This is a genomic window from Bradyrhizobium sp. ORS 111, from assembly GCF_045571485.1.
Classification (GTDB): Bacteria; Pseudomonadota; Alphaproteobacteria; order Rhizobiales; family Xanthobacteraceae; genus Bradyrhizobium.
This window is the reverse complement of sequence record NZ_CP120701.1, coordinates 421,935-445,426: the sequence shown is the minus strand read 5'-3', so window position 1 is coordinate 445,426 and position 23,492 is coordinate 421,935. Positions and strand designations below refer to the sequence as shown.

The following is a 23,492-nucleotide window of genomic DNA, read 5'->3' as shown; positions in this document are numbered from 1 at the left end:
TCCGGGTTGCCGCAGCGGCCACCCTGCCCTAACTAGAGCGCATTATGAAATTCCTCGATGAAGCAAAGGTCTATATTCGCTCCGGCGACGGCGGCAATGGCTGCGTCGCGTTCCGGCGCGAGAAGTTCATCGAGTTCGGCGGCCCCTCCGGCGGCAATGGCGGCCGCGGCGGCGACGTCATCATCGAGACCGTCGACGGCCTGAACACGCTGATCGACTATCGCTATCAGCAGCACTTCAAGGCCCAGAAGGGCGGCAATGGCATGGGCAAGGACCGCCATGGCGCCAACGGCAAGGCGATCGTGCTGAAGGTGCCGGTCGGCACCCAGGTGTTCGACGAAGACCGTGAGACGCTGATCCACGACTTCACCAAGCTCGGCGAGAAATTCGTGCTGGCGAAGGGCGGCAATGGCGGCTTCGGCAACGCGCATTTCAAATCCTCCACCAACCGCGCACCGCGCAACGCCAATCCCGGCCAAACCGGCGAGGAGCGCTGGATCTGGCTGCGGCTGAAGCTGATCGCTGATGCCGGCCTGGTCGGCCTGCCCAACGCCGGCAAATCGACCTTGCTGTCGGTGGTCAGCGCGGCACGGCCGAAGATCGCCGACTATCCCTTCACCACGCTGCACCCGCAGCTCGGTGTGGTGAACTTCGGCGGCCGCGAATTCGTGCTGGCCGATATTCCCGGGCTGATCGAAGGCGCGCATGAAGGCGCTGGCCTCGGCGACCGTTTCCTCGGCCACGTCGAGCGCTGCCGGGTGTTGCTGCATCTGGTGGACGCGACCTGTGAGCATGCCGGCAAGGCCTACAAGACCGTGCGCACCGAGCTCGAAGCCTATGAGGGCCATCTGGCCGACAAGATCGAGATCGTTGCGCTGAACAAGATCGACGCGGTCGCGCCGGACGACTTGAAGAAGCAGAAGGACCGCCTGAAACGGGCCGCGAAGAAGACGCCGCTGCTGCTGTCGGGCGCCACCGGTGCAGGCGTGCAAGACGCGCTTCGCGCGCTGGTCGAGGTGATTGGCGAGGCGCCGGTGTCCAGCAAGGCCAAGGGCGAGGCGGAGCCGTGGGCGACCCCGGTGCCGCAGGGTTGAACGGCCAGGCCGCGCACCTCTTGCACTTCCCAAGCCACATCGTGGCGCGTATTGCTTCCACCTTCCTGCTAGACCAAACCCATGAAACGCCCCGCGCTCAAGAATTTCCGCCGCATCGTCGTCAAGGTCGGCTCATCATTGCTGGTCGATTCCGAGGCCGGCGAGGTGCGCGCGGCGTGGCTGTCGGCGCTGGTCGACGACATCGCCAAGCTGCACAAGGAAGGCCGCGAGGTCATGGTGGTGTCGTCGGGCTCGATCGCGCTCGGCCGCAGCCGTCTCAAACTGCCGCGCGGACCGCTGAAGCTCGAGGAAAGCCAGGGCGCCGCCGCGGTCGGGCAGATCGCGCTGGCACGAACCTGGTCGGAGGTGCTGGGCCGTCACGGCATCGGCGCCGGGCAAATCCTCGTCACGCTGCAGGACACCGAGGAGCGCCGCCGCTATCTCAATGCACGCTCGACGATCGCAAAGCTGCTCGAATGGCGCGCGGTGCCGGTCATCAACGAGAACGACACGGTTGCCACCAACGAGATCCGCTACGGCGACAATGATCGCCTCGCCGCGCGAGTCGCCACCATGGCGAGCGCGGACCTGCTGATCCTGCTGTCTGATATCGACGGCCTCTACACCGCGCCGCCGGCGGTCGACCCTGATGCGAAGCTGATCCCGGTCGTCGAAAGCATCACCGCGGAGATCGAGGCGATGGCAGGCTCCGCCGGCTCCGAACTGTCGCGCGGCGGCATGACCACCAAGATCGAGGCCGGAAAGATCGCGACCACCGCCGGCACGCATATGCTGATCGCCTCCGGCAAGATCGAGCATCCGCTTGCCGCGATCGCCGATGGCGGCCGCTGCACCTGGTTCCTGACCCCGGCCAATCCGATCACCGCGCGCAAGCGCTGGATTGCGGGCTCGCTGGAGCCGAAGGGCACGCTGACGATCGACGCCGGCGCGGTGAATGCGCTGCGCGCCGGCAAAAGCCTGCTGCCGGCCGGTGTCGTCCGGGTCGACGGCCAGTTCGCCCGCGGCGATGCCGTGGTGGTGCGCGGCCCCGACACCCATGAGATCGGCCGCGGCCTCATTGCCTATGACGCCGAAGACGCGGAGCGGATCAAGGGCCATTCCTCGCCGGAGGTGATGGCCATTCTGGGCACCAGCGGCCGGTCCGAGATGATCCATCGCGACGATCTGGTGGTCGGTCCGGCCGGGACAGTCCCGGCCAAATAGGCCATTGGCCGACTTGCCGGCGGCCGGCCGCCCATCTGCCATGCCGGTTCCGCGCCTCGCCACCCCCTCAATTGCCATGCTAGAACATAGCGCTAATCGAAAAGCTGGGACGTCCATGACCGCGCCTCTGAAGGCGATCGACGGCAACGCCGATCTCGAAGCCCTGATGACCGACCTCGCCGCCAAGGCGCGCATGGCCGCGCGCGTGCTGGCGTTGGCGCCGCCGGAGCAGAAGAATCGCGCGCTCGCCGCGATCGAACGCGCGATCCGTGCCAACGCGGCGGCCATCCTGGCAGCCAATGCCGAGGACGTCGCGGAGGCGCGCGCTGCCGGCACGACTTCGGCCTTCCTCGACCGCCTGACGCTGACGCAATCGCGCATCGACGGCATGGCCGATGGGGTTGCGACCGTGCGCAAGATCGCCGATCCGATCGGCTCCATCACCGAGAGCTGGCAGCGGCCGAATGGCATGACGATCGAGCGCGTGCGGGTGCCGCTCGGCGTGATCGGCGTGATCTTCGAGAGCCGACCCAATGTTGCAGCCGACGCCGGCGTGCTGTGCTTGAAGTCGGGCAATGCCGTGATCCTGCGCGGCGGCTCGGACAGCTTCCGCTCCTGCCGCGCAATCCATGACTGCCTGGTGCAGGGTCTGCGCGAAGCCGGCTTACCGGAAGCCGCCATCAGCCTGGTGCCGACGCGCGATCGCGCCGCCGTCGGCCTGATGTTGTCGGGGCTCAATGGCGGCATCGACGTGATCGTGCCGCGCGGAGGGAAAAGCCTGGTCGCGCGCGTCGAGGCGGAAGCGCGCGTGCCGGTGTTCGCGCATCTCGAGGGCGTCAATCACGTCTACGTCGATGCCGGCGCCGATCTCGATATGGCGAAGTCGATCGTGCTGAATGCCAAGATGCGCCGCACCGGCGTCTGCGGTGCGGCCGAGACGCTGCTGGTCGATCGCGCCGCCGCAGCGACCAGCCTGAAGCCGCTGGTTGAAATGCTGCTCGATGCCGGCTGCGAGGTTCGTGGCGACGACGCCGTGCAGAAGGTCGATGTGCGCGTCAAGCCGGCATCCGACGAGGACTGGGACACCGAATATCTCGATGCCGTCATTGCCGCTCGCGTTGTCGACGGGGTCGGCGAGGCGATCGCGCATATCCACGATCACGGCTCGCACCATACCGATTCGATCGTGACCGAGGACGCCAACGCCGCCGAGAAATTCCTGAGCGAGGTCGACTCCGCGATCGTGTTGCACAACGCCTCGACCCAGTTCGCCGACGGCGGCGAGTTCGGCTTTGGCGCGGAGATCGGAATCGCCACCGGCAAATTCCACGCCCGCGGTCCGGTCGGCGCCGAGCAATTGACGAGTTTCAAATACCGCGTCCGCGGCACCGGGCAGACGCGGCCGTGATCATTGTCGCCCGCGCACGGTAGACCATTGCAGCAAGCTTCGACCGTGCCGTACTCCGCAGCCAAGGCGCTGCCGTTCTACACCAACGGCATGCGCATCGGGTTGCTCGGCGGCTCGTTCAATCCGCCGCATGCGGCGCATCGCGCCATCAGCCTGTTTGCGATCAAGCGACTGCAACTCGACCGGGTCTGGTGGCTGCTGACGCCGGGCAATCCGCTGAAGAACCATGACGGCCTGCGTGCGCTTGCGGAACGGGCCGACGCCGCGCACCGCGTTGCCGACGATCCGCGCATCGACATCAGTTGTCTCGAAGCTGTCATTGGTACGCGCTACACTGTCGACACGATCATCCACTTGCGCCGCCGTGTCTCCGGCGTGCACTTCGTCTGGATCATGGGCGCTGACAACCTTGCGCAGTTCCATCGCTGGAAAGACTGGCGGCGCATCGCCTCCGATGTGCCGATTGCCGTGATCGACCGCCCGCCCCAGAGTTTCCGCGCTCTTGCCGCACCGGCGGCACAAGCGCTCGCGCGCTACCGCTTGCCCGAGAATCAGGCGACGCGGCTGGCCGACCAACGCGCCCCGGCCTGGGTGTTCCTGACGGGAATGAAATCCAAGTTGTCTTCGACCGGCCTTCGGAACCCGGACGGGAGCTGGAGGACGGCGTGAAGCACAAGAGGGTTACTGGAATATTGAAACCATTAACCCCACATGCGTAGTATGATGTGTGGGCGCCGAGGATTCGGCACCCGCGATACAGTGAAAGGAATGGTCCCTGGCCACATCTGTATTGTCCAAGTCTGTTTTACCCAAGGTTCCCAAGACTGCGCGTAAAACATCGACGAAAAACGCGGCCTTGCAGGCGCAACCCGGCGCCGACAAGACGCTGAGCCTGATCCTCTCCCGCCTCGAGGATATGAAGGCGGAAGAGACGGTCACCATCGATCTTCGCGGCAAATCCGCATATTCCGATTACATGATCATCACCTCGGGCCGGGCCAACCGGCACGTCGGCGCGATCGCGGAAAATGTGACGAAGGGCCTGAAGGAAAACGGGGTTAAGAGCATCCACGTCGAGGGCTTGCCCAATTGCGACTGGGTGCTGATCGATTCCGGCGATGTGATCGTGCACGTGTTCAGACCCGAGGTGCGTGAGTTCTACAATCTCGAGCGGTTGTGGACTCAGAACCCGGCTGTCGTGGCGGTCTAAGGCCTGTCGAAGCCGATGCGAATCGACGGCAGCGCAGCTAGTCTGCGTTGATGCGCTTCGTTGTGATTTGCATCGGCCGCCTGAAGCAGGGCCCGGAACGGGAGCTCGCCGAGCGCTATCGCGAGCGGTTCGATGACATTGGCCGCAAGCTCGGCTTTCGCGGCATCGAGATTCATGAAATCGCCGAAAGTCGCGCGCGTGACGCCAGCACGCGCATCGCCGAAGAGGCCGCGGTGATCTCCGCGGCGCTGCCTGAAAAGCATGTGCTGGTCGCGCTCGACGAACGCGGCAAGAGCGTCGACAGCGCAAGTTTCGCCCGTCAGCTCGGCCGCTGGCGCGACGAGGGAACTGCAAATACAGTCTTCGTGATCGGCGGCGCGGACGGACTTTCGCCCGAATTGCAGCGCAAGGCATCCTTGCGTATTGCATTCGGCTCCGCGACCTGGCCGCATCAAATGGTCCGCGTCATGCTCCTGGAACAGATCTATCGAGCCGCCACCATTCTGGCCGGCCACCCCTATCACCGCGCATGAATGCCGTAACGGACAGTCGACAGCGCTGAACAAAACTGGATGCACCACAGGCGGGACATAGTTTCGTATTTGCGCGCCGCGCGTCGCGGATGGCTGCCCACAGCACTGTCTCTGTCGATCGCCATGCTCGCCGCGACCCCGCCGGCGCATGCGCAAGCCGCGCCGCAGGAGCAACAGGCGGCGGTGACGACGGCTTCGCCCGACGCCATCAAGCAGCGCGAACAGGAGCTCGAGGCCGCGCGCGAGCAGCAGCGCAAGGCGACTGAACTGCAGGAGAAGCTGAAGGCCGACATCGCGGCGATCGGCCAGGACCGCAGCAAGCTCAACCAGCAACTGATCGACATCGCCGGCCAGGTGCGAAGCGTCGAGACGCGGATCGCGGACGCCGAGACGCGCCTGCAGCCGCTCGACGGCCGCGAGCGCGACATCCGCGCCTCGCTCGATTCGCGGCGCGCCGAGATTATCGAAGTGCTCGCCGCGCTCCAGCGTGCCGGGAGACGGACGCCGCCGGCGCTTTTGGTGCGGCCCGAGGATGCGCTGCAATCGCTGCGCACCGCGATGCTGCTCGGAGCGGTGGTGCCGGAGCTACGCGGCCGCGCTGAGAAGCTTGCGAGCGACCTCGGCGAGCTGGTCGCGCTGCGCAAGACCATCTCGACCGAACGCGACGCGCTGGCCCGCGACCGCGACAAGCTCAAGGAGGATCAGACCCGCCTCACGGCGCTGGTCGACGAGCGGCAGCGGCAGCAGGCCGCGGCCGAGAAGGATATGGCGGCTGAAGGCACCCGCGCTATCGCGCTGTCGAAGCAGGTCGGCGACCTACAGGGCTTGATCGCCAAGATGGAGCAGGATCTGAAGAGCGCGGCCAAGGCCGCCGCCACGGCCAACCTCCAGGGCGCGCCGGCGACCGTCAACGGCAAGCCGAATCTGGACGCTTTCAAGAACCCGGCCCGGATGAGCCCGGCGGTTGCCTTCGCCTCGGCCAAGGGCTTGTTCTCGTATCCCGTGAACGGCAGCAAGATTCGCGATTTTGGCGGTTCCGATGGCGCGGGCGGCGTACAAAAAGGCATTTCTTTGGCGACCAAGGCCGGAGCGCAGGTCACAACCCCGTGTGACGGCTGGGTCGTTTATGCGGGTCCTTTCCGCAGCTACGGACAACTCTTGATCCTCAACGCCGGGGGCGGGTATCATGTCCTGATCGCCGGGATGGAGCACATTTCGGTTAACATCGGCCAGTTTGTACTTACGGGGGAGCCGGTAGCGACCATGGGGTCGACATCCCAAGTCGCATCCATTCTCGCGACCAATGCGAGCCAGCCAGTGCTCTATGTCGAGTTCCGGAAAGACGGCACTCCAATCGATCCAGGTCCATGGTGGGCCGCAAATGAAGGCGAAAAGGTTCGCGGATGATGCGCAAGACTTCTGTAATTCTCCTCAGCGCCGCCACCGGCGCGGCACTGACGCTTTTCGTCACGCAGCCCCGCGCTGTGCTGATGGGATCGAGCGCGCGCGCCGCGACGTCTGACACCTACCGCCAGCTCAACCTGTTCGGCGACGTGTTCGAGCGCGTGCGCAGCGACTATGTCGAGAAGCCCGACGACAGCAAGCTGATCGAATCCGCCATCTCGGGCATGCTGTCCGGCCTCGATCCGCATTCCAGCTACATGGACGCCAAGAGCTTCCGCGACATGCAGGTGCAGACCCGCGGTGAGTTCGGCGGGCTCGGCATCGAAGTTACGATGGAAGACGGGCTGATCAAGGTCGTCTCGCCGATCGACGACACCCCGGCGTCGAAGGCCGGCATCATGGCCAACGACATCATCACCACGCTCGACGACGAAGCCGTGCAGGGCCTGACGCTCAACCAGGCCGTCGAGAAGATGCGCGGTCCGGTCAACACCAAGATCAAGCTCCGGATCATCCGCAAGGGCCAGGACAATCCGATCGACGTCACGCTGGTGCGCGACAACATCCGCGTCCGCTCGGTGCGCGCCCGGGTCGAGGCGGACGACATCGCCTATATCCGCATCACCACCTTCAACGAGCAGACCACCGAAGGCCTGAAGAAGGAGATCGCCAATCTGCAGGGCCAGATCGGCGACAAGCTGAAGGGCTATATCATCGATCTCAGAAACAATCCCGGCGGCCTGCTTGAAGAAGCGGTTACGGTGTCGGACTCGTTGCTGGAGCGCGGCGAGATCGTCTCGACCCGCGGCCGCAACGCCGAGGAAACCCAGCGCCGCACCGCCCATCCGGGCGACCTGACCAAGGGCAAGCCGGTCATCGTGCTGATCAACGGCGGCTCGGCGTCGGCTTCCGAGATCGTCGCCGGCGCGCTGCAGGACCACAAGCGTGCGACGCTGGTCGGCACACGCTCGTTCGGCAAGGGCTCGGTGCAGACCATCATCCCGCTCGGTTCGGGCAACGGCGCGCTGCGCCTGACCACCGCGCGCTACTACACGCCGTCGGGCAAGTCGATCCAGGCCAAGGGCATCGTGCCGGATATCGAGGTGCTGCAGGACGTGCCGGACGAGCTCAAGGCCCGCACCGACACCAAGGGCGAAGCTTCGCTGCGCGGGCACTTGAAGACCAACGATGGCGACGAGAAGACCGGCTCGCAGTCCTACGTTCCGCCGGACGCCAAGGACGACAAGGCACTGAAGATGGCCGACGACCTCTTGCACGGCATCAAGTCGACCTCGAGCGCGACGCCGGCGGCGCCCGCGCCGGGCGACAAGGCCGCGGTCGACAAGCCGGCCGGCAAAGCCGCGAACTGATTCGATCAAGCGATCGTCTCGGCGAAAAGGCGACCCTCGGGTCGCCTTTTTGCTTTTGCGACCTCGACCGTCCGGTGCTCACCCCGTGCTTTGACGGGGAGGCGCGGTGCGCGGGAATGCACGGCATCGTGCTATCGTTCGCGCTGTTGATTCGGGGGGGCCATGGCAGAGGCGGCCGACGAACTGAGCACGCCGCTTGGGCAGGACACCGTGAGCAAAACGCGCCGGTTTCGCCTGCCGTTCACGGCGATGCAGGCGGTTGCCGTGCTGTTGGGGATCGTGCTGGTCGGCTTCGTCGGCATTGCACTGTTCAACGACAACCCGCTTGGCGGCGAGCCGGTCGCCCATATTGCCTTGCGCAAGGCGCCGACCGCGGCGGATGAAAAGCACTCCACGGCCAGCCAGGCCGCCGAGCCCGCGGCCAAATCCACGCCGAAAACGCCGACCGCCGCCGGCGACGTCAAAACGATTACGATCATCGACGGCTCCAGCGGCAAGCGCCAGGACGTGGTGATCGGCGGCGGTGACCCGACCAGCGCGGCCAATGGCGACACGGCGGCCCCGGCGATGACCGGCGGCGACCCGCGCCTGCTGGAAAAATCCCGCTACGGCATGATCCCGGTGGTCGCCGACGGCCTGAAGCCCTTCACGGTCTATGCAGCCGACGCCGACCGCGCCAAGGCCGCCACAATGCCGGTGGTGGCCATCGTGGTCGCGGGCCTTGGTGTCGGTGCCGCGAAGACAGTCGAAGCCATCATGAAGCTGCCGCCGGCCGTGACGCTGGCCTTCACGCCCTATGGGGCCGATCCCGGCAAGCTTGCTGAACGCGCCCGCACGCAGCGCCACGAGATCCTGCTCCAGATCCCGATGGAACCGTTCGATTACCCTGACAACGATCCCGGGCCGCAGACCCTGCTGACCACGCTCAACGGCGAGCAGAACCTCGATCGCTTCTACTGGCACCTGAGCCGCCTGCAGGGCTATGCCGGGATCGCCAATTTCATGGGCGCGCGTTTCGTGGCGACCGACCCGGTGATGCAGCCGATCATCCGCGAGGCGGCCAAGCGCGGCCTCGGTTATTTCGACGATGGTTCCACGCCGCGCAGCGTCGCCCAGGCGCTGGCCACGAGCCAGGGTGTTCCGTTTGCCAAGGCCGATTTCAGCATCGACGCGGTGCCGACCTCGGCCGAGATTGACCGCACGCTGGTGAAGCTGGAGACGCTCGCCAAGGAACGGGGCATGGCCGTGGGCGTCGCCTCGGCCCTGCCGGTCTCGATCGAGCGGCTCGGCGCCTGGATCAAGACGCTGGACTCCAAGGGCATCATGCTTGTGCCATTGACAACGGCCATGCTGAAATCAAAATCGAGCTGAAGATCAATCTGTTGGTGCTGCTTCAGACCCTGCCGGGGGGCGGGTTCGGACGGCCGGGGGGTATGGGAGGTATCGGCGGCATGGCGCGTTATGAAGACCTGCCCTATCGAACCTGCGTCGGCATCATGCTGCTGAATGCGGCGGGACTGGTCTTCATCGGACGCCGAGCCGGCGGCATCGAACATGTCGACGAGGCTCATGTCTGGCAGATGCCGCAAGGCGGCGTCGATCCCGGCGAGGATACGTTTCAGGCCGCCAAGCGCGAACTCTATGAGGAGACCAGCGTCAGGTCCGTGGAGAAGCTGGGCGAGGTCGCCGACTGGCTGATCTATGACATCCCGCGCACCGTTGCGGGCCGCGCCTGGAAGGGCCGTTATCGCGGCCAGCGTCAGAAGTGGTTCGCGCTGCGCTTCACCGGCAAGGACAACGAGATCAACGTTGCCAATCCGGGCGGCGGGCACAAGGCCGAGTTCATCTCCTGGCGCTGGGAGCCGATGAAGAATCTCCCCGAACTGATCGTGCCGTTCAAGCGGCCGGTGTATGAGCGCGTGGTGAAGGAATTCGCTGCCCTGGCGGCGAAGTAACGGTTCGGCACGTCTGTCTGCATGTCGTCAAGCAAGCCCTATCGCCCCAACGTGGGCATCGCGCTGTTCAACGCCGCCGGCCGCGTGTTGATCGGCCGCCGCTTCAAAGATGACGGTCCGGAGATCGTATTGCCCGGCCTCGAATGGCAGATGCCGCAGGGTGGCATCGACGCCGGCGAAGATCCCCGCGAGGCCGTGATGCGCGAGCTCTGGGAAGAGACCGGGGCGGTCAGCGCCGACTATCTCGGCGAGACCGACTGGATGACTTACGAATTCCCGCCCTATGCCGGACCGGCATCGCACCGGCTGGCGAAATTCCGCGGCCAGCGGCAAAAGTGGTTCGCGCTCCGCTTCACCGGGCGCGACGACGAGATCGACCCGCTGACGCCGCGCAACGGCCAGCCGGCCGAGTTCGATCAATGGCGCTGGGAACGCCTCGACCGCGTCGCCGACCTCGTGGTCCCGTTTCGCCGCGACGTCTATCGGACCGTCGCCGCGAGCTTCGCGGAGTTCGCGACTTAGAGCGTTTTCGAGCGAAGTGGATACCGGGTCGCGTGAAGAAGACGCGTCGAACCAAGAATCTAGAGCAGCAAACAACAGCGCCCGCCAGGGGGTCTGGCGAGCGCTGAATTGGTTCGGATATTAAGGCGATGAGGGGCCGGAGACGGCTTAATGCATCGCTGTCGTATTGAGCTCGTTCTGGATGCTCTTGAAGTGATCGAGACGCTCGATCGCATGATCGAGTTCTGACCCTTCCTTCTCGGCGAGCTTTTCCTGCATCTCGTTGATCGTCTCGGCGAACTTCACACGATCAAGATCGGCAATCGCCGTCGCGACGTCGGCGAGCACGGTCAGGCCCTTCTCAGACATCTCGGCGAGACCGCCGAGCACGATGACCTTCTCACGCTTGCCGGCGGTGGTGACGGTCAGGATGCCCGGGCGAACCGCGGCGACGACCGGAGCGTGTCCGGCGAGGACGCCGAAATCGCCTTCCACGCCGGGGACGTCAACCTGATCGACCTCGCCGGAGAAGGCGAGCTTTTCGGGAGAGACGAGATCGAAATGGAAGGTGGCCATGGTCTTTCCGTTCTTTGCGCTGTCACCCGCGGGCTCGATCCGCGGGTCCATCAGTCAAAACAGTTCTCGTTCGATGGATCGCCGGATCAAGTCCGGCGATGACGACATCATGAAGCTTAGGCCGCCTCGGCCGCCAGCTTCTTGCCCTTCTCGACGGCTTCTTCGATGGTGCCGACCATGTAGAAGGCCGCTTCCGGCAGGTGGTCATACTTGCCCTGGCAGAGGTCGCGGAAGCCCTTGATGGTGTCGGCGAGGTCGACGAACTTGCCCGGCGAACCGGTGAAGACTTCGGCGACATGGAACGGCTGCGACAGGAAACGCTCAACCTTGCGGGCGCGCGCGACCGTCAGCTTGTCCTCTTCCGACAGTTCGTCCATGCCGAGAATGGCGATGATGTCCTGCAGCGACTTGTAGCGCTGCAGGATCTGCTGCACCAAGCGCGCGGTCTGATAGTGCTCTTCGCCGACAACGAGCGGCGACAGCATGCGCGAGGTCGAGTCGAGCGGGTCCACCGCCGGGTAGATGCCCTTTTCCGAGATCGCGCGCGACAGCACCGTGGTGGCGTCCAAGTGCGCGAACGAGGTGGCGGGCGCCGGGTCGGTCAAGTCGTCGGCCGGCACATAGATCGCCTGCACCGAAGTGATCGAGCCCTTTTGGGTGGTGGTGATGCGCTCCTGCAGCGCGCCCATGTCGGTCGCGAGCGTCGGCTGATAACCCACGGCGCTCGGAATACGGCCGAGCAGCGCCGACACTTCCGAACCGGCTTGCGTGAAGCGGAAGATGTTGTCGACGAAGAACAGCACGTCCTGGCCCTGGTCGCGGAAGTGCTCGGCGACGGTCAGACCGGTGAGGCCGACGCGGGCACGCGCGCCCGGCGGCTCGTTCATCTGGCCGAACACCAGCGCGCACTTCGACTTCACGCTCGGGTCCGGATTGTGCGGATCGGCGTTGACCTTCGATTCGATGAACTCGTGATAGAGATCGTTGCCTTCACGGGTCCGCTCGCCGACACCGGCGAACACGGAGTAACCGCCGTGCGCCTTCGCGACGTTGTTGATCAGCTCCTGAATCAGCACCGTCTTGCCGACGCCGGCGCCGCCGAACAGGCCTATCTTGCCGCCCTTCGCGTACGGAGCAAGAAGATCGACGACCTTGATGCCGGTGACGAGAATTTCCGCTTCCGTCGACTGATCGGTATAGGTCGGCGCGTCCTGGTGAATGGCGCGGAGGCCCTCGGACTTGATCGGGCCGGCTTCGTCGATCGGCTCGCCGACGACGTTGATGATGCGGCCGAGCGTACCTTCACCGACCGGCACCCGGATCGGCGCGCCGGTGTCGGTCACTTCCTGACCGCGGACCAGACCTTCGGTGGTGTCCATCGCGATGGTGCGGACGGTCGATTCACCGAGATGCTGCGCGACCTCGAGCACCAGGCGATGGCCGCCGTTCTTGGTCTCGAGCGAGTTGAGAATCGCCGGGAGGTGGCCTTCGAACTGCACGTCGACCACGGCGCCCGTGACCTGGGTGACGCGACCGATCTGGTTGGCTGCTGTAGCCATGGACTGTTCTCCTTCGAAAATCTGCCTCAGACCGCCTCGGCGCCGGAGATGATTTCAATCAGCTCCTTCGTGATCTGGGCCTGACGGGTCCGGTTGTAAATCAGGGTTTGCTTGCGGATCATTTCGCCGGCGTTGCGCGTGGCGCTGTCCATCGCGCTCATCTGTGCGCCGTAGAACGAGGCATTGTTCTCCAGCAGCGCGCGGAAGATCTGCACTGCGAGGTTGCGCGGCAGCAGACGGGTGAGGATCTCGTCCTCCTCCGGCTCGTATTCGTAGGACGTAGAGGGAGCCGCATTGGCTGCGGGGGCAGTCACCTCCAGCGGGATGATCTGCTGCGCGGTCGGGACCTGCGCGATCACCGACTTGAAGCGCGAATAGAACAGCGTGCAGACATCGAATTCACCGGCGTCGAACCGCGCCAACACCTTGGTGGCGATGTCTTCGGCATTGACGAAACCGAGCTGACGCACCGAGCGCAAGTCGAGATGCTCGACGATCTGTCGCTCGAAGGTCCGGCGCAGTTGCTCATAGCCCTTGCGGCCGACACAGAAGAACTTGACCTCTTTGCCCTGTGCGATCAGCGACTGCGCCCGCTCGCGCGCCAGGCGCACGATGGACGAGTTGAACGCGCCCGACAGGCCGCGCTCACCGGTACAAACCAGCAGGAGATGAACCTGGTCCTTGCCGGTGCCGGCCAGCAGCGTCGGCGCGCCTGGCGAACCGTTCGCCGCGGCGGCAATATTGGAAATCACCGCATCCATCTTGTCGGCATAGGGCCGCGCCGCCTCTGCGGCATTCTGCGCGCGGCGCAGCTTCGAGGCCGCGACCATCTGCATGGCCTTGGTGATCTTCTGCGTCGCCTTGGTCGAGGCGATGCGGACCCGCATGTCTTTTAGTGACGCCATTCTTCGTCCACCCCGGCGATCCGACCGCAACGGTCAGATCGCAAGCCTCTTTGTTCGTCACGCCCGGCCCGCGGCCGGGCAGTGCCCACTTTGTGCGAAAGCCTTCTTACGCAAACGTCTTGGCGAAGCCTTCGACCACCGTCTTGAGCTTGGCAGCGGTGTCGTCGGAGAGGTCGCGGCTGTCGCGGATCGCGTTGAGGATCTCGGCGTTCTTGCCGCGCAGCAGCGACAGCAGACCTTCCTCGAACGGCTTCACCTTGTTGAGCGGCAGCGGATCGAGATAGCCGTTGGTGCCGGCCCAGATCACGCACACCTGCTCTTCCATCTTCAGCGGCGAGAACTGCGGCTGCTTCAACAGCTCGGTCAGACGCGAGCCGCGATTGAGCAGGCGCTGCGTCGAGGCATCGAGGTCGGAGCCGAACTGGGCGAACGCCGCCATTTCGCGGTACTGCGCGAGCTCGCCCTTGATCTTGCCGGCGACCTTCTTGGTCGCCTTGGTCTGCGCCGACGAACCCACGCGCGACACCGACAGACCGACGTTCACCGCGGGACGGATGCCCTGGAAGAACAGGTCGGTTTCCAGGAAGATCTGGCCGTCGGTGATCGAAATCACGTTGGTCGGAATGTAGGCCGACACGTCGTTGGCCTGGGTTTCGATGACCGGCAGCGCGGTCAGCGAGCCCGAACCATGCTCCTTGTTGAGCTTGGCGGCGCGCTCGAGCAGGCGGGAGTGCAGATAGAACACGTCGCCCGGGTAGGCTTCGCGGCCCGGCGGACGGCGCAGCAGCAGCGACATCTGGCGATAGGCGACGGCTTGCTTCGACAAGTCGTCATAGATGATCACGGCATGCATGCCGTTATCGCGGAAGTATTCGCCCATGGTGCAGCCGGTGAACGGCGCGATGTACTGCATCGGCGCCGGATCGGAGGCGGTGGCTGCAACCACGATCGAGTATTCGAGCGCGCCCTGCTCTTCGAGCACCTTCACGAACTGCGCAACCGTCGAACGCTTCTGGCCGACCGCGACATAGACGCAGTACAGCTTGAGGTTCTCATCCGGCTGGGCGTTCAGCGGCTTCTGATTCAGGATGGTGTCGAGCGCGATCGCGGTCTTGCCGGTCTGACGGTCACCGATGATCAGCTCGCGCTGGCCGCGGCCGATCGGAATCAGGGCATCGATCGCCTTCAGGCCGGTGGCCATCGGCTCGTTCACCGACTTGCGCGGAATGATGCCGGGCGCCTTGACGTCGACGCGCTTGCGCTCGGTGGCCTGGATCGGACCCTTGCCGTCGATCGGATTGCCGAGTGCGTCGACGACGCGGCCGAGCAGCCCCTTGCCGACCGGCGCGTCCACGATGGCGCGGGTGCGCTTGACGGTCTGGCCTTCCTTGATCTCGCGGTCGGCGCCGAAGATCACGACGCCGACGTTGTCGGTCTCGAGATTGAGCGCCATGCCCCGGGTGCCGTTCTCGAACTCGACCATTTCACCGGCCTGGACGTTGTCGAGACCGTAGACGCGGGCGATACCGTCACCGACCGACAGCACCTGCCCGACTTCGGTAACCTCGGCTTCCTGGCCGAAATTCTTGATCTGGTCCTTGAGGATCGCGGAAATTTCCGCGGCGCGGATGTCCATCAGCCTGCCTCTTTCATCGCGTTCTTGATCGAATTGAGTTTGGTGCGAAGCGAACCATCCACCATGCGGCTACCGAGCTTGACCACCAGGCCACCGATAATGGAAGGATCGACCTTCACGTTGAGCGCGACGTCCTTGCCCGTCACCGATTTCAGTGCGGTCTTCAGCGCGTCGAGATTCTTGTCACTGAGCTGCTCGGCGACGGTGACTTCGGCAGTCGCCTCGCCCTTGTACTTCGCCACCAGCGCACGATAGGCGCGGACCACATCGGCAACGGCGAACAGCCGGCGATTGGCAGTGAGCACTTTCAGGAATTTTGCGGAGGTGCCGGAGATGCCGGCCTTGTCGAGCACCGCGGTCAGCGCCTTCAACTGCGCGTCCGCCGAGAACACCGGGCTGCGCACGAGGCGCTTGAGATCGGCGCTCTCGTTGAGCATCGTTTCGAACTTTTCGAGATCGGCCTTCACTTCATCGACGGATTTTTCGTCGCGCGCCAACTCGAACAAGGCCGTTGCATAACGACCGGACACTCCCGAAACGGACGGATCTTCAGCAGCCACGAGCTCGCTCTTTTTTGCTGTCAAACTCGCAAGGGAAAAACCGTCGCCACCGAAAGCAGCGCCTAGCGATCCAAGCCCTTGGAATTCAAGCGGGACTTCGATTTTCGACCGACACGGGACGTGTCGGGACCGTTAAAATCGCGGCTTTGCTAACATAGCAATCGCGCAGGTGCAACATGACGCCATAGGCTGGCGCCGCCTTGTCGCACGCCCGCGGGGCCGCCGTGCGTGCAGATCGAATCGAGAAAATTCTGCGCACAGAAATTTGCCGAACCCGACCTCGGTTTCACCAGGCCCGAATTAGTTCCATCACGAATCTGCATGGCTCCATGCATGGCAGCGCAAGGAACCGATTGCGGACGCCTGTTCCATTTGGCGATTACTTACCGAAAACTTACTTCGGCGCCGTTAAACAGTATTCACAAGTATTACTTTCCTTAAAAATTGGTTAAAGAGCAAGATTACGGAACCTGGGGGAATAGCCTGAGCCGGTAACAAGATATTTCAGCCAGAGATAATCCCGATTTACTGCCAAATTCGTGCCTCATTGGGAAACCAAACGGCCCCGGTCAACGAAGGGACGGGGGTTCCACTTGCCACGTTAGTGGCAATACTGTCTGAGGGTCTTATCAATGCTGAATACGAAGAAGGCGATGCTGGGGAATGTAACCCAGTCGCGCACGGCGCTCGCATTTGTCGCCGCCACGCTCTTGATCGGGGGCAGCGTCTCCGAGGCGTCCGCGAAGTCGAGGCATCATCATCACCGCTATTACCAGCATCACCATGCCCGCGCCGAAACCTCTGCCTGGCGCAACACCAACGCATCGATCGCTCAGCCGACCGGCGGCCACATGTTTTCGGGGATGGCCTCCTTCTACGGCAATGAATCCGGTAGCCGCACCGCTTCCGGCCAGCGCTTCAACCAGAACGCCATGACCGCGGCCCACCGCTCGCTGCCGTTCGGCACCAGGCTCCGCGTCACCCACGGCGGCCGCAGCGTCGTCGTCACCATCAATGATCGTGGCCCGTTCGTCCGTGGCCGCGTGCTCGACCTCTCCACCGGCGCAGCTCGCGCCATCGGCCTCACGGGTGCCGGCGTCGGCCGCGTCACCGCCGAGGTCATCTCGTAAGCGTTCAGTAAGCGTTGCGTTGCGTACCGGCCGCGAGGCCTGCCTCGCGCGCCAAAATGGCCTGCCGTCGCGAATGACGGCAGGCTTTTTTGTTTGCGTCCCCTGTCACGTGCATACGAACTACAAAAAGCTCTGCGGATCGACGTCGATCTCGAGCTTCAGGTTGCCCTTGGTCGTGGGGCCCGCAGCCAGCCATTCGCGCAGATAGTGCGATAAATCGACATTGCGCAGCGACTTCACCAGCAGGCGAAAGCGATAGCGGCCCTTGATGACCGCAAGCGGCGCCTCGGCGGGGCCGAGCACCTGGATCCGCTCATCGAGCGGTGCGACCGCGGCGAGCTTGCGCGCAAAACCTTCCGCCGTGGGACGATCGCCGGCCGAGATGATCAGGCTCGCCAGCCGGCCGAACGGCGGATAGCCGGTGCGTTCCCGAATCTCGATCTCGCTGGCGTAGAACGCTTCGCGGTCATTGGCGATCAAGGCCTTGATGACGGGATGCTCGGGCTGGTGCGTCTGCAGATAGCCGACGCCGCGGCCTTGCTCGCGGCCGGCACGGCCCACCACCTGATTCAGGAGCTGATATGTACGCTCGGCGGCGCGTGGATCACCGTTGCTCAGGCCAAGGTCGGCATCGACCACGCCGACCAGATTGAGCCGCGGGAAATTATGCCCCTTGGCCACCAGTTGGGTGCCGATGATGATATCGACACGCCCCTCCGCGATCTCGTTCAGCTCGCTGCGCATGGTCTCGATCGAGGTGATGAGGTCGCTGGACAACACCATGGTGCGGGCCTCCGGGAAGATGCTCGCCGCCTCCTCCTGCAGCCGCTCGACGCCGGGACCGACGGCGACCAGCGATTCCTCGGCCGCGCAATGCGGGCAAATGTTCGGACGCGGCATCGAGAAGCCGCAATGGTGGCAGACGAGCCGCTGGCGGAAGCGATGATCGACCAGCCAGGCGTCGCAGATCGTGCAGGCAAAGCGATGGCCGCAGGCGCGGCACAGCGTCAGCGGCGCATAGCCACGGCGATTGAGGAACAGCAGCGCCTGCTCGCGGCGCTCGATCGCGTAGCGGATCTGCTCGGCCAGCGGCGGCGAGATGAAGCGGCCGCGCGGCGGCGGCGCGCGCCGCATGTCGATCGCCTCGATATGCGGCATGTGCTGGCCGCCGAACCGCGAGGGCAGCGCCACGCGCTGGTAGCGCCCCTTGCGCGCATTGACCTCGCTCTCGACCGACGGCGTGGCAGACGCGAGCACGATCGGTATCCTGGCGATATGCGCTCGCACCACGGCCATGTCGCGGGCGTGATAATGCGCGCCGTCGTCCTGCTTGTAGGCCTGATCGTGCTCTTCATCGACGACTATGAGACCAAGGTCGGCATAGGGCAGGAACAGCGCTGAACGGGCACCGACCACGACCGGCGCCTTGCCCTCCGAGATCGCGGCCCAGTTGCGCGCGCGCGTGCGTGGCGTCAGTTCGGAATGCCACTCGAGTGGCCGCACCCCGAAGCGCTGCGCGAAGCGGGCGAGGAACTGGCCGGTCAGCGCGATTTCGGGCATCAGGATCAGCGACTGCCTGCCGCGCCGGATGTTTTCGGCGATCGCCTCGAAATAGACCTCGGTCTTGCCGGAGCCGGTGACACCGTCGAGCAGCGCGACGTGAAAGCTGCCGCTTGCGGCAAGCGTCCGCATCACATCGACCGCGCTGCGCTGCTCGCGCGAAAAATCAGGCTGCGCATAAGATGGATCGGGAGGCGGCGGCGGCTGTGGCGGCGGCAGCACCTCGACTGTTAACGTGCCCTCGTCGACCAGCCCGTCGATCACACCCGAACTGACCCCGGCCTCCCGCGCCGCCTCCGATTTGCCATGCAGCAGGCCGTCGGACAGCACCTCGATTACCCGCCGGCGCGCCGGCGTCAGCCGCCGCGGCGGCTCGCCGACCAGGCGCACGCCGAGACGGGTGCGCTCGGGCCCAAGGTGCTCACCCATGCGCAGGGTCATCCGCAGCACCATGCCGCGGGCCGACAATGTGTAGTTGGACACCCAATCGACAAGCTGACGCAGTTCCGCCTTCAGTGGCGGAACGTCGAGCTTCTCGCTGACCTCCTTGAGCCGGTTGTGCAGCCGCGGATCGGGATTTGCGTTCTCGCCCCACACCACTGCGACGACCTCGCGCGGCCCCAGCGGAACGCACACCACATCGCCAGGCGCCAGCTCCATGCCGCGCGGAATCCGGTAGGAATAGGCCTGGTTCAGCGCCACAGGCACCAGCACGTCGACGACACGCGTCATCGATGTGGAAGTCGTACTGCTGCGCGTCGCGTGGTCCATCCGAGAATCGATCTTTGAGGCGCGGCAGGCTAGAGCATTTTCGGTTCTGATTGAATCACAACCGAAGCTCTAGATTCTTGTTTTGACGCGATTTCTTCACGCGATCCGGTATCCATTTCGCTCGAAAACGCTCTAGCGCCGCGCCGGCCAGTTAGCGAACGGTAAACGAAACCGGTGCGATATAATCAAGGGAATCGCAACGCCAATAGCGCCATGGCCAAAACAATCCAGGCAACCACGGAGCCGGCGACCGAGCCGCTCGAATTCGACTGCGCCGACGCACGAGTGGCGCAGGAGATGACGCGCTGGCTGTCGCATCTGCGCGCCGAGCGGCGGCTGTCGCCGAAGACGCTGGAAGCCTATGCCCGCGATGTACGCCAATGCCTCGCCTTCCTGGCCGGGCATTGGGGCACCCAGGTGACGCTCGCGGGTTTCGCCGCCCTGGAGGCCAGCGACGTCCGCGCCTTCATGGCGATGCGGCGCGCGGACGAGATCGGCGGGCGGTCGCTGATGCGGGCGCTGGCGGGCTTGCGCTCGTTCGGGCGCTTCCTGGAACGCGAGGGCAAGGGCAAGGTCGGTGCGCTCTCGGCCATTCGTGCGCCGAAGATTACCAAGAGCCTGCCGAAGCCGATTCACATCGAAGCGGCCAAGCGTTTCGCCGACGCCGATGAGCGCGCCGGCGAAGCCCGCGAGACCTGGATCCTGGTCCGTGACGCCGCGGTCATGGCGCTGCTCTATGGTTCGGGCCTGCGCATCTCGGAGGCGCTCGGACTGAGGCGCCGCGACGTGCCGAAGCCGGGCGAAGGCGACGTGCTGGTCGTCACCGGCAAGGGTAACAAGACCCGCATGGTGCCGGTGTTGCAGAACGTGCTGCAACTCGTCGCGGACTACGTGGCGATCTGCCCGCACCAGCTTAGCCCGACGGGGCCGATGTTCGTCGGTGCGCGCGGCGGCCCCTTGAGCCCACGCATCATCCAGCTCACGATGGAGCGGCTGCGCGGCGCGCTCGGCCTGCCCGACAGCGCGACGCCGCACGCGCTGCGGCATTCGTTTGCCACGCATCTGCTGAGCCGCGGCGGCGACCTGCGCGCGATCCAGGAACTGCTCGGCCATGCCTCGCTGTCGACCACGCAGATCTACACCGGCATCGACAGCGAGCGCCTGCTCGAAGTCTATCGCTCGGCGCATCCGCGGGGCTGAGACGGACCGCCTTCAAATGTGACGCAGACTGTTTTGATCGCGGCAGCGACGCCGTTCATATTCATACGTCTTCACACGTCCGCCATAAATCGCGCGCCCCTTGCGTTGCACGCTGCATTCGGTAATCGTGCACCGGTCTGATCCGGAGGGGGAATCATGAGCGCACATGAGAGTATGGAGCACGCGGAGCATGCCGAGCATGCGTCCGGCGAGAACAAGAAGATCGCGCTTCTGATCGCCGTGATCGCGTTGTGCCTGGCCCTCTCGGAGACGCTCGGCAAGGGCGCGCAGACCGAATCGATCAGCAAGAATGTCGAGGCCTCCAACCTCTGGGCGTTCTTCCAAGCCAAGAGCATCCGCCGGACCGCCGTGCAGACCGCAGCCGAGCAAGGCAAGCTGAGCCTCGCCGGCGCCACCGACGACGCCACCAGGGCGACGCTGCAGAAGCAGATCGACGAATGGCAGAAGACCGCGGCGCGCTACCGCTCGGAGCCGGAAACCGGCGAAGGGACCGAGCAGTTGGCCGAGCGCGCCAAGCACGCCGAGCACGAGCGCGACGAGGCGACGGCGAAGTATCACCACTTCGAGCTCGCCTCCGCCGCCTTCCAGATCGCCATCGTACTGGCGTCCGCGACCATCATCACCGGCATGATCGCGTTGGCCTGGGTGTCAGGCCTGCTGACGCTCGCCGGGATCGCGATGACCGCGCTCGGCCTCTTCCAGCCGCACTTGCTGCCGCTGCACTGAGGCCTCGGGGCAGCTCACACTGTTCGCCAATTCTCTCCTGTCATGCCCGGCTTCAAGCGGGGCATCCACTACGCCGCAGCGCCTCGGTTGTTATGCCGCTGTCTCGGGAATACTGGGTCGTCCGGTCAAGCCGGACGACGACAGCAACATCAAAGCTCAACGCGCCTCGTGCACGCTCTTGCGGAAGCGCGCGATCAGGCGGAGCGTGCGCGCCGTCCATCCGTCACCGTTGCCGCGCAGGATCTCGCGGATACGCTGCTTGATCGGCTCGACGATCGCCGTCGCCTTGGCGCGCATCGCCATCACGAACTCATAGAGCGCCTCGAACCAGGGCATCTCCATCAGCTTCGGCCGCGTCACGTCGAAAATGAAGGCGGTGACGCCGACGCTGAGAAATTTCGCAAACAGAATGGTCGAGATCGCACCCAGCCAGTATTCGTGCGTCAGAAGCCACAGGCCGATCAGCTTGAGCGGAAACAGCGGGATGATCGGGACGGCGAAGACAATCAGCGTCATCGCCGGTGACAGCGAATCGACCCGCTCGGCCAGCCATTGCTTGAACGCGCGCAGCGGAATCGCCGCCACCACGCGCGCCACGATCGGCTCGAGGTGGTCCCACAGCCATGCTTCGATCAGAAAGACGATCGCAAGCAGGACCCAGAACGGCTGCAACAGGCGACGCAACATCTAGATCATCCCGACCCCGGCTTGGCGCCGGATATCGGTCACATATGGATGGCGCGTTTGCCCACCGCAAGCGCGGCCTCCTTGACGGCTTCCGAGCGGGTCGGATGAGCATGGCACGTGCGCGCCAGATCCTCCGCCGAACCACCGAATTCCATCAGAACGCAGGCTTCGTGGATCATTTCGCCGGCTTCGCGGCCGACAATGTGCACGCCGAGCACCCGATCCGTCTTCGCATCGGCGAGAACCTTCACGAAGCCGTCCGTGGTCTGGTTCACCTTGGAGCGGCCGTTGGCGGTAAAGGGAAACTTGCCGACGGTATAAGCGATGCCTGCCTGCTTGAGGTCTTCCTCGGTCTTGCCGACCGACGACACTTCCGGCGTGGTATACACAACGCCTGGAATGACGTCGTAATTCACGTGGCCCGCCTGCCCCGCGATGATCTCCGCGCAGGCGACGCCTTCGTCTTCCGCCTTGTGCGCCAGCATCGGGCCAGCGACGACATCACCGATCGCGTAGATGCCCTTCACATTGGTCGAGAAGTGCGAATCGATCTCGACGCGGCCGCGATTGTCGAGCGCAACGCCGGCCTCCTTCAGCCCGAGTCCTTCGGTGTAGGGCACGCGGCCTATGCACACCAGCACGACATCGGCTTCGAGCGTCTCAGCCGCACCGCCCGCGGCCGGCTCGACCTTCACTGACAACGTCTTGCCCGAGGTATCGACCGCGGTGACCTTGGCACCGAGCTTGAAGACGAATCCCTGCTTCTCCAGCATGCGCTGGAATTGCTTGGCCACTTCGCCGTCCATGCCGGGCAGGATGCGGTCGAGGAATTCCACCACCATGACATCCGCACCGAGACGACGCCAGACCGAGCCGAGCTCGAGCCCGATCACGCCGGCGCCGATGATCAGCAATTTCTCCGGCACCTTCTCCAGCGAGAGCGCGCCGGTCGACGAGACGATGCGCTTCTCGTCGATATCGATTCCCTTCAGCCGCGCGATGTCCGAGCCGGTGGCAATCACGATGTTCTTGGTCTCGACGACTTCAGCCTTGCCGTTGCCGGAGACCTCGACCTTGCCGGCGCCGAGGATCTTACCGGTGCCCTTGAGCACGTCGATCTTGTTCTTCTTCATCAGGAACTCGACGCCTTTGACGTTGCCGTCGATGCCCTGCTGCTTGAAGTTCATCATCGAAGGAAGATCGAGCTTTGGCGCCGAGACGCTGACGCCCATCTTGGCAAAGGAGTGCGCGGCTTCCTCGAACATCTCGGAGGCATGCAGCAGCGCCTTCGAGGGCATGCACCCGACATTGAGGCAGGTGCCGCCGAGCGTCGCGTTCTTCTCGACCACGGCCACCTTCATGCCGAGTTGCGCTGCGCGGATCGCGCAGACGTAACCGCCGGGCCCGGTGCCGATGACGACGAGATCGTAAGAAGCCATGATGGAAGTCCTGTAGCTAAGCT

The 23,492-nt window shown here is 64.6% G+C and carries 22 protein-coding genes; 14 read left to right on the top strand and 8 right to left on the bottom strand.

Going from position 1 to position 23,492, the window contains the following annotated elements:
• Positions 1-44 precede the first annotated feature (44 nt).
• The 11 genes from obgE (at position 45) to P6U30_RS02060 (ending at position 10,720) form a co-directional block, all read left to right on the top strand.
• On the top strand, positions 45-1,094 hold the full coding sequence (obgE, locus tag P6U30_RS02110; RefSeq protein ID WP_407167900.1) for a GTPase ObgE: 1,050 nt from the start codon (positions 45-47) through the stop codon (positions 1,092-1,094).
• 81 nt (positions 1,095-1,175) lie between these two features.
• Positions 1,176-2,318: a glutamate 5-kinase gene (gene proB, locus P6U30_RS02105; protein ID WP_407167899.1), complete on the top strand. Its 1,143-nt coding sequence runs from the start codon at positions 1,176-1,178 to the stop codon at positions 2,316-2,318.
• Between the two features lie 115 nt (positions 2,319-2,433).
• Positions 2,434-3,726: a glutamate-5-semialdehyde dehydrogenase gene (locus P6U30_RS02100; RefSeq protein ID WP_407167898.1), complete on the top strand. Its 1,293-nt coding sequence runs from the start codon at positions 2,434-2,436 to the stop codon at positions 3,724-3,726.
• A gap of 90 nt (positions 3,727-3,816) precedes the next feature.
• Positions 3,817-4,395 carry a nicotinate-nucleotide adenylyltransferase gene (locus P6U30_RS02095; protein ID WP_407152733.1) on the top strand — a complete coding sequence of 193 codons (579 nt, stop codon included), beginning with the start codon at positions 3,817-3,819 and terminating at the stop codon, positions 4,393-4,395.
• Positions 4,396-4,582: 187 nt separating this feature from the next.
• Positions 4,583-4,936, top strand: a complete 354-nt coding sequence (gene rsfS, locus P6U30_RS02090) for a ribosome silencing factor (RefSeq protein ID WP_407170660.1) — start codon at positions 4,583-4,585, stop codon at positions 4,934-4,936.
• A gap of 50 nt (positions 4,937-4,986) precedes the next feature.
• A complete protein-coding gene (gene rlmH / locus P6U30_RS02085) occupies positions 4,987-5,469 on the top strand; it encodes a 23S rRNA (pseudouridine(1915)-N(3))-methyltransferase RlmH (protein WP_407167897.1) in 483 nt (160 codons plus the stop codon).
• A gap of 39 nt (positions 5,470-5,508) precedes the next feature.
• Positions 5,509-6,876 carry a murein hydrolase activator EnvC family protein gene (locus P6U30_RS02080; protein WP_407167896.1) on the top strand — a complete coding sequence of 456 codons (1,368 nt, stop codon included), beginning with the start codon at positions 5,509-5,511 and terminating at the stop codon, positions 6,874-6,876.
• A complete protein-coding gene (locus P6U30_RS02075) occupies positions 6,873-8,243 on the top strand; it encodes a S41 family peptidase (RefSeq protein WP_407167895.1) in 1,371 nt (456 codons plus the stop codon). Before P6U30_RS02080 ends, P6U30_RS02075 begins: the two co-directional genes overlap by 4 nt.
• Before the next feature lie 162 nt (positions 8,244-8,405).
• Complete coding sequence (locus P6U30_RS02070; RefSeq protein ID WP_407167894.1) at positions 8,406-9,614, top strand: divergent polysaccharide deacetylase family protein; 1,209 nt, start codon at positions 8,406-8,408, stop codon at positions 9,612-9,614.
• A gap of 80 nt (positions 9,615-9,694) precedes the next feature.
• Complete coding sequence (locus tag P6U30_RS02065) at positions 9,695-10,198, top strand: RNA pyrophosphohydrolase (RefSeq protein WP_407149774.1); 504 nt, start codon at positions 9,695-9,697, stop codon at positions 10,196-10,198.
• 21 nt (positions 10,199-10,219) lie between these two features.
• Entirely contained in the window at positions 10,220-10,720 is a 501-nt protein-coding gene (locus P6U30_RS02060) for an RNA pyrophosphohydrolase (protein WP_407167893.1), read from the top strand.
• 147 nt (positions 10,721-10,867) lie between these two features.
• On the opposite strand, the gene P6U30_RS02055 is transcribed toward P6U30_RS02060, so the two are convergent.
• The 5 genes from P6U30_RS02055 to P6U30_RS02035 all read right to left on the bottom strand — a co-directional run bounded on the left by P6U30_RS02055 (position 10,868) and on the right by P6U30_RS02035 (position 15,935).
• On the bottom strand, positions 10,868-11,275 hold the full coding sequence (locus P6U30_RS02055) for a F0F1 ATP synthase subunit epsilon (protein ID WP_407149772.1): 408 nt from the start codon (positions 11,273-11,275) through the stop codon (positions 10,868-10,870).
• 116 nt (positions 11,276-11,391) lie between these two features.
• Positions 11,392-12,834: a F0F1 ATP synthase subunit beta gene (atpD, locus tag P6U30_RS02050; protein WP_407167892.1), complete on the bottom strand. Its 1,443-nt coding sequence runs from the start codon at positions 12,832-12,834 to the stop codon at positions 11,392-11,394.
• A 26-nt stretch (positions 12,835-12,860) separates the two neighbouring features.
• Positions 12,861-13,739 carry a F0F1 ATP synthase subunit gamma gene (locus P6U30_RS02045; protein WP_407167891.1) on the bottom strand — a complete coding sequence of 293 codons (879 nt, stop codon included), beginning with the start codon at positions 13,737-13,739 and terminating at the stop codon, positions 12,861-12,863.
• 106 nt (positions 13,740-13,845) lie between these two features.
• The gene (gene atpA / locus P6U30_RS02040; RefSeq protein WP_407167890.1) at positions 13,846-15,375 is read right to left on the bottom strand and encodes a F0F1 ATP synthase subunit alpha; all 1,530 of its coding nucleotides are present in this window, start codon (positions 15,373-15,375) and stop codon (positions 13,846-13,848) included.
• Positions 15,375-15,935, bottom strand: a complete 561-nt coding sequence (locus tag P6U30_RS02035; RefSeq protein ID WP_407167889.1) for a F0F1 ATP synthase subunit delta — start codon at positions 15,933-15,935, stop codon at positions 15,375-15,377. Before P6U30_RS02035 ends, atpA begins: the two co-directional genes overlap by 1 nt.
• Before the next feature lie 632 nt (positions 15,936-16,567).
• Here P6U30_RS02035 and P6U30_RS02030 point away from each other — a divergent pair.
• Positions 16,568-17,065, top strand: a complete 498-nt coding sequence (locus P6U30_RS02030; protein ID WP_407167888.1) for a septal ring lytic transglycosylase RlpA family protein — start codon at positions 16,568-16,570, stop codon at positions 17,063-17,065.
• 120 nt (positions 17,066-17,185) lie between these two features.
• On the opposite strand, the gene P6U30_RS02025 is transcribed toward P6U30_RS02030, so the two are convergent.
• Positions 17,186-19,396: a primosomal protein N' gene (locus tag P6U30_RS02025; RefSeq protein WP_407167887.1), complete on the bottom strand. Its 2,211-nt coding sequence runs from the start codon at positions 19,394-19,396 to the stop codon at positions 17,186-17,188.
• Positions 19,397-19,609: 213 nt separating this feature from the next.
• On the opposite strand from P6U30_RS02025, the gene P6U30_RS02020 reads away from it, so the two are divergent.
• Together P6U30_RS02020 and P6U30_RS02015 are read left to right on the top strand one after the other, a co-directional pair.
• Positions 19,610-20,596: a tyrosine recombinase XerC gene (locus P6U30_RS02020; protein ID WP_407167886.1), complete on the top strand. Its 987-nt coding sequence runs from the start codon at positions 19,610-19,612 to the stop codon at positions 20,594-20,596.
• 156 nt (positions 20,597-20,752) lie between these two features.
• Positions 20,753-21,343, top strand: a complete 591-nt coding sequence (locus P6U30_RS02015; protein WP_407167885.1) for a DUF4337 domain-containing protein — start codon at positions 20,753-20,755, stop codon at positions 21,341-21,343.
• Between the two features lie 156 nt (positions 21,344-21,499).
• Here the strand turns inward: P6U30_RS02015 and P6U30_RS02010 are convergent, their stop codons facing one another.
• Positions 21,500-22,030: a hypothetical protein gene (locus P6U30_RS02010; RefSeq protein ID WP_407167884.1), complete on the bottom strand. Its 531-nt coding sequence runs from the start codon at positions 22,028-22,030 to the stop codon at positions 21,500-21,502.
• 38 nt (positions 22,031-22,068) lie between these two features.
• Positions 22,069-23,469, bottom strand: coding sequence for a dihydrolipoyl dehydrogenase (gene lpdA, locus P6U30_RS02005; protein ID WP_407167883.1), 1,401 nt, complete (start codon positions 23,467-23,469; stop codon positions 22,069-22,071).
• Between the last annotated feature and the right edge of the window lie 23 nt (positions 23,470-23,492).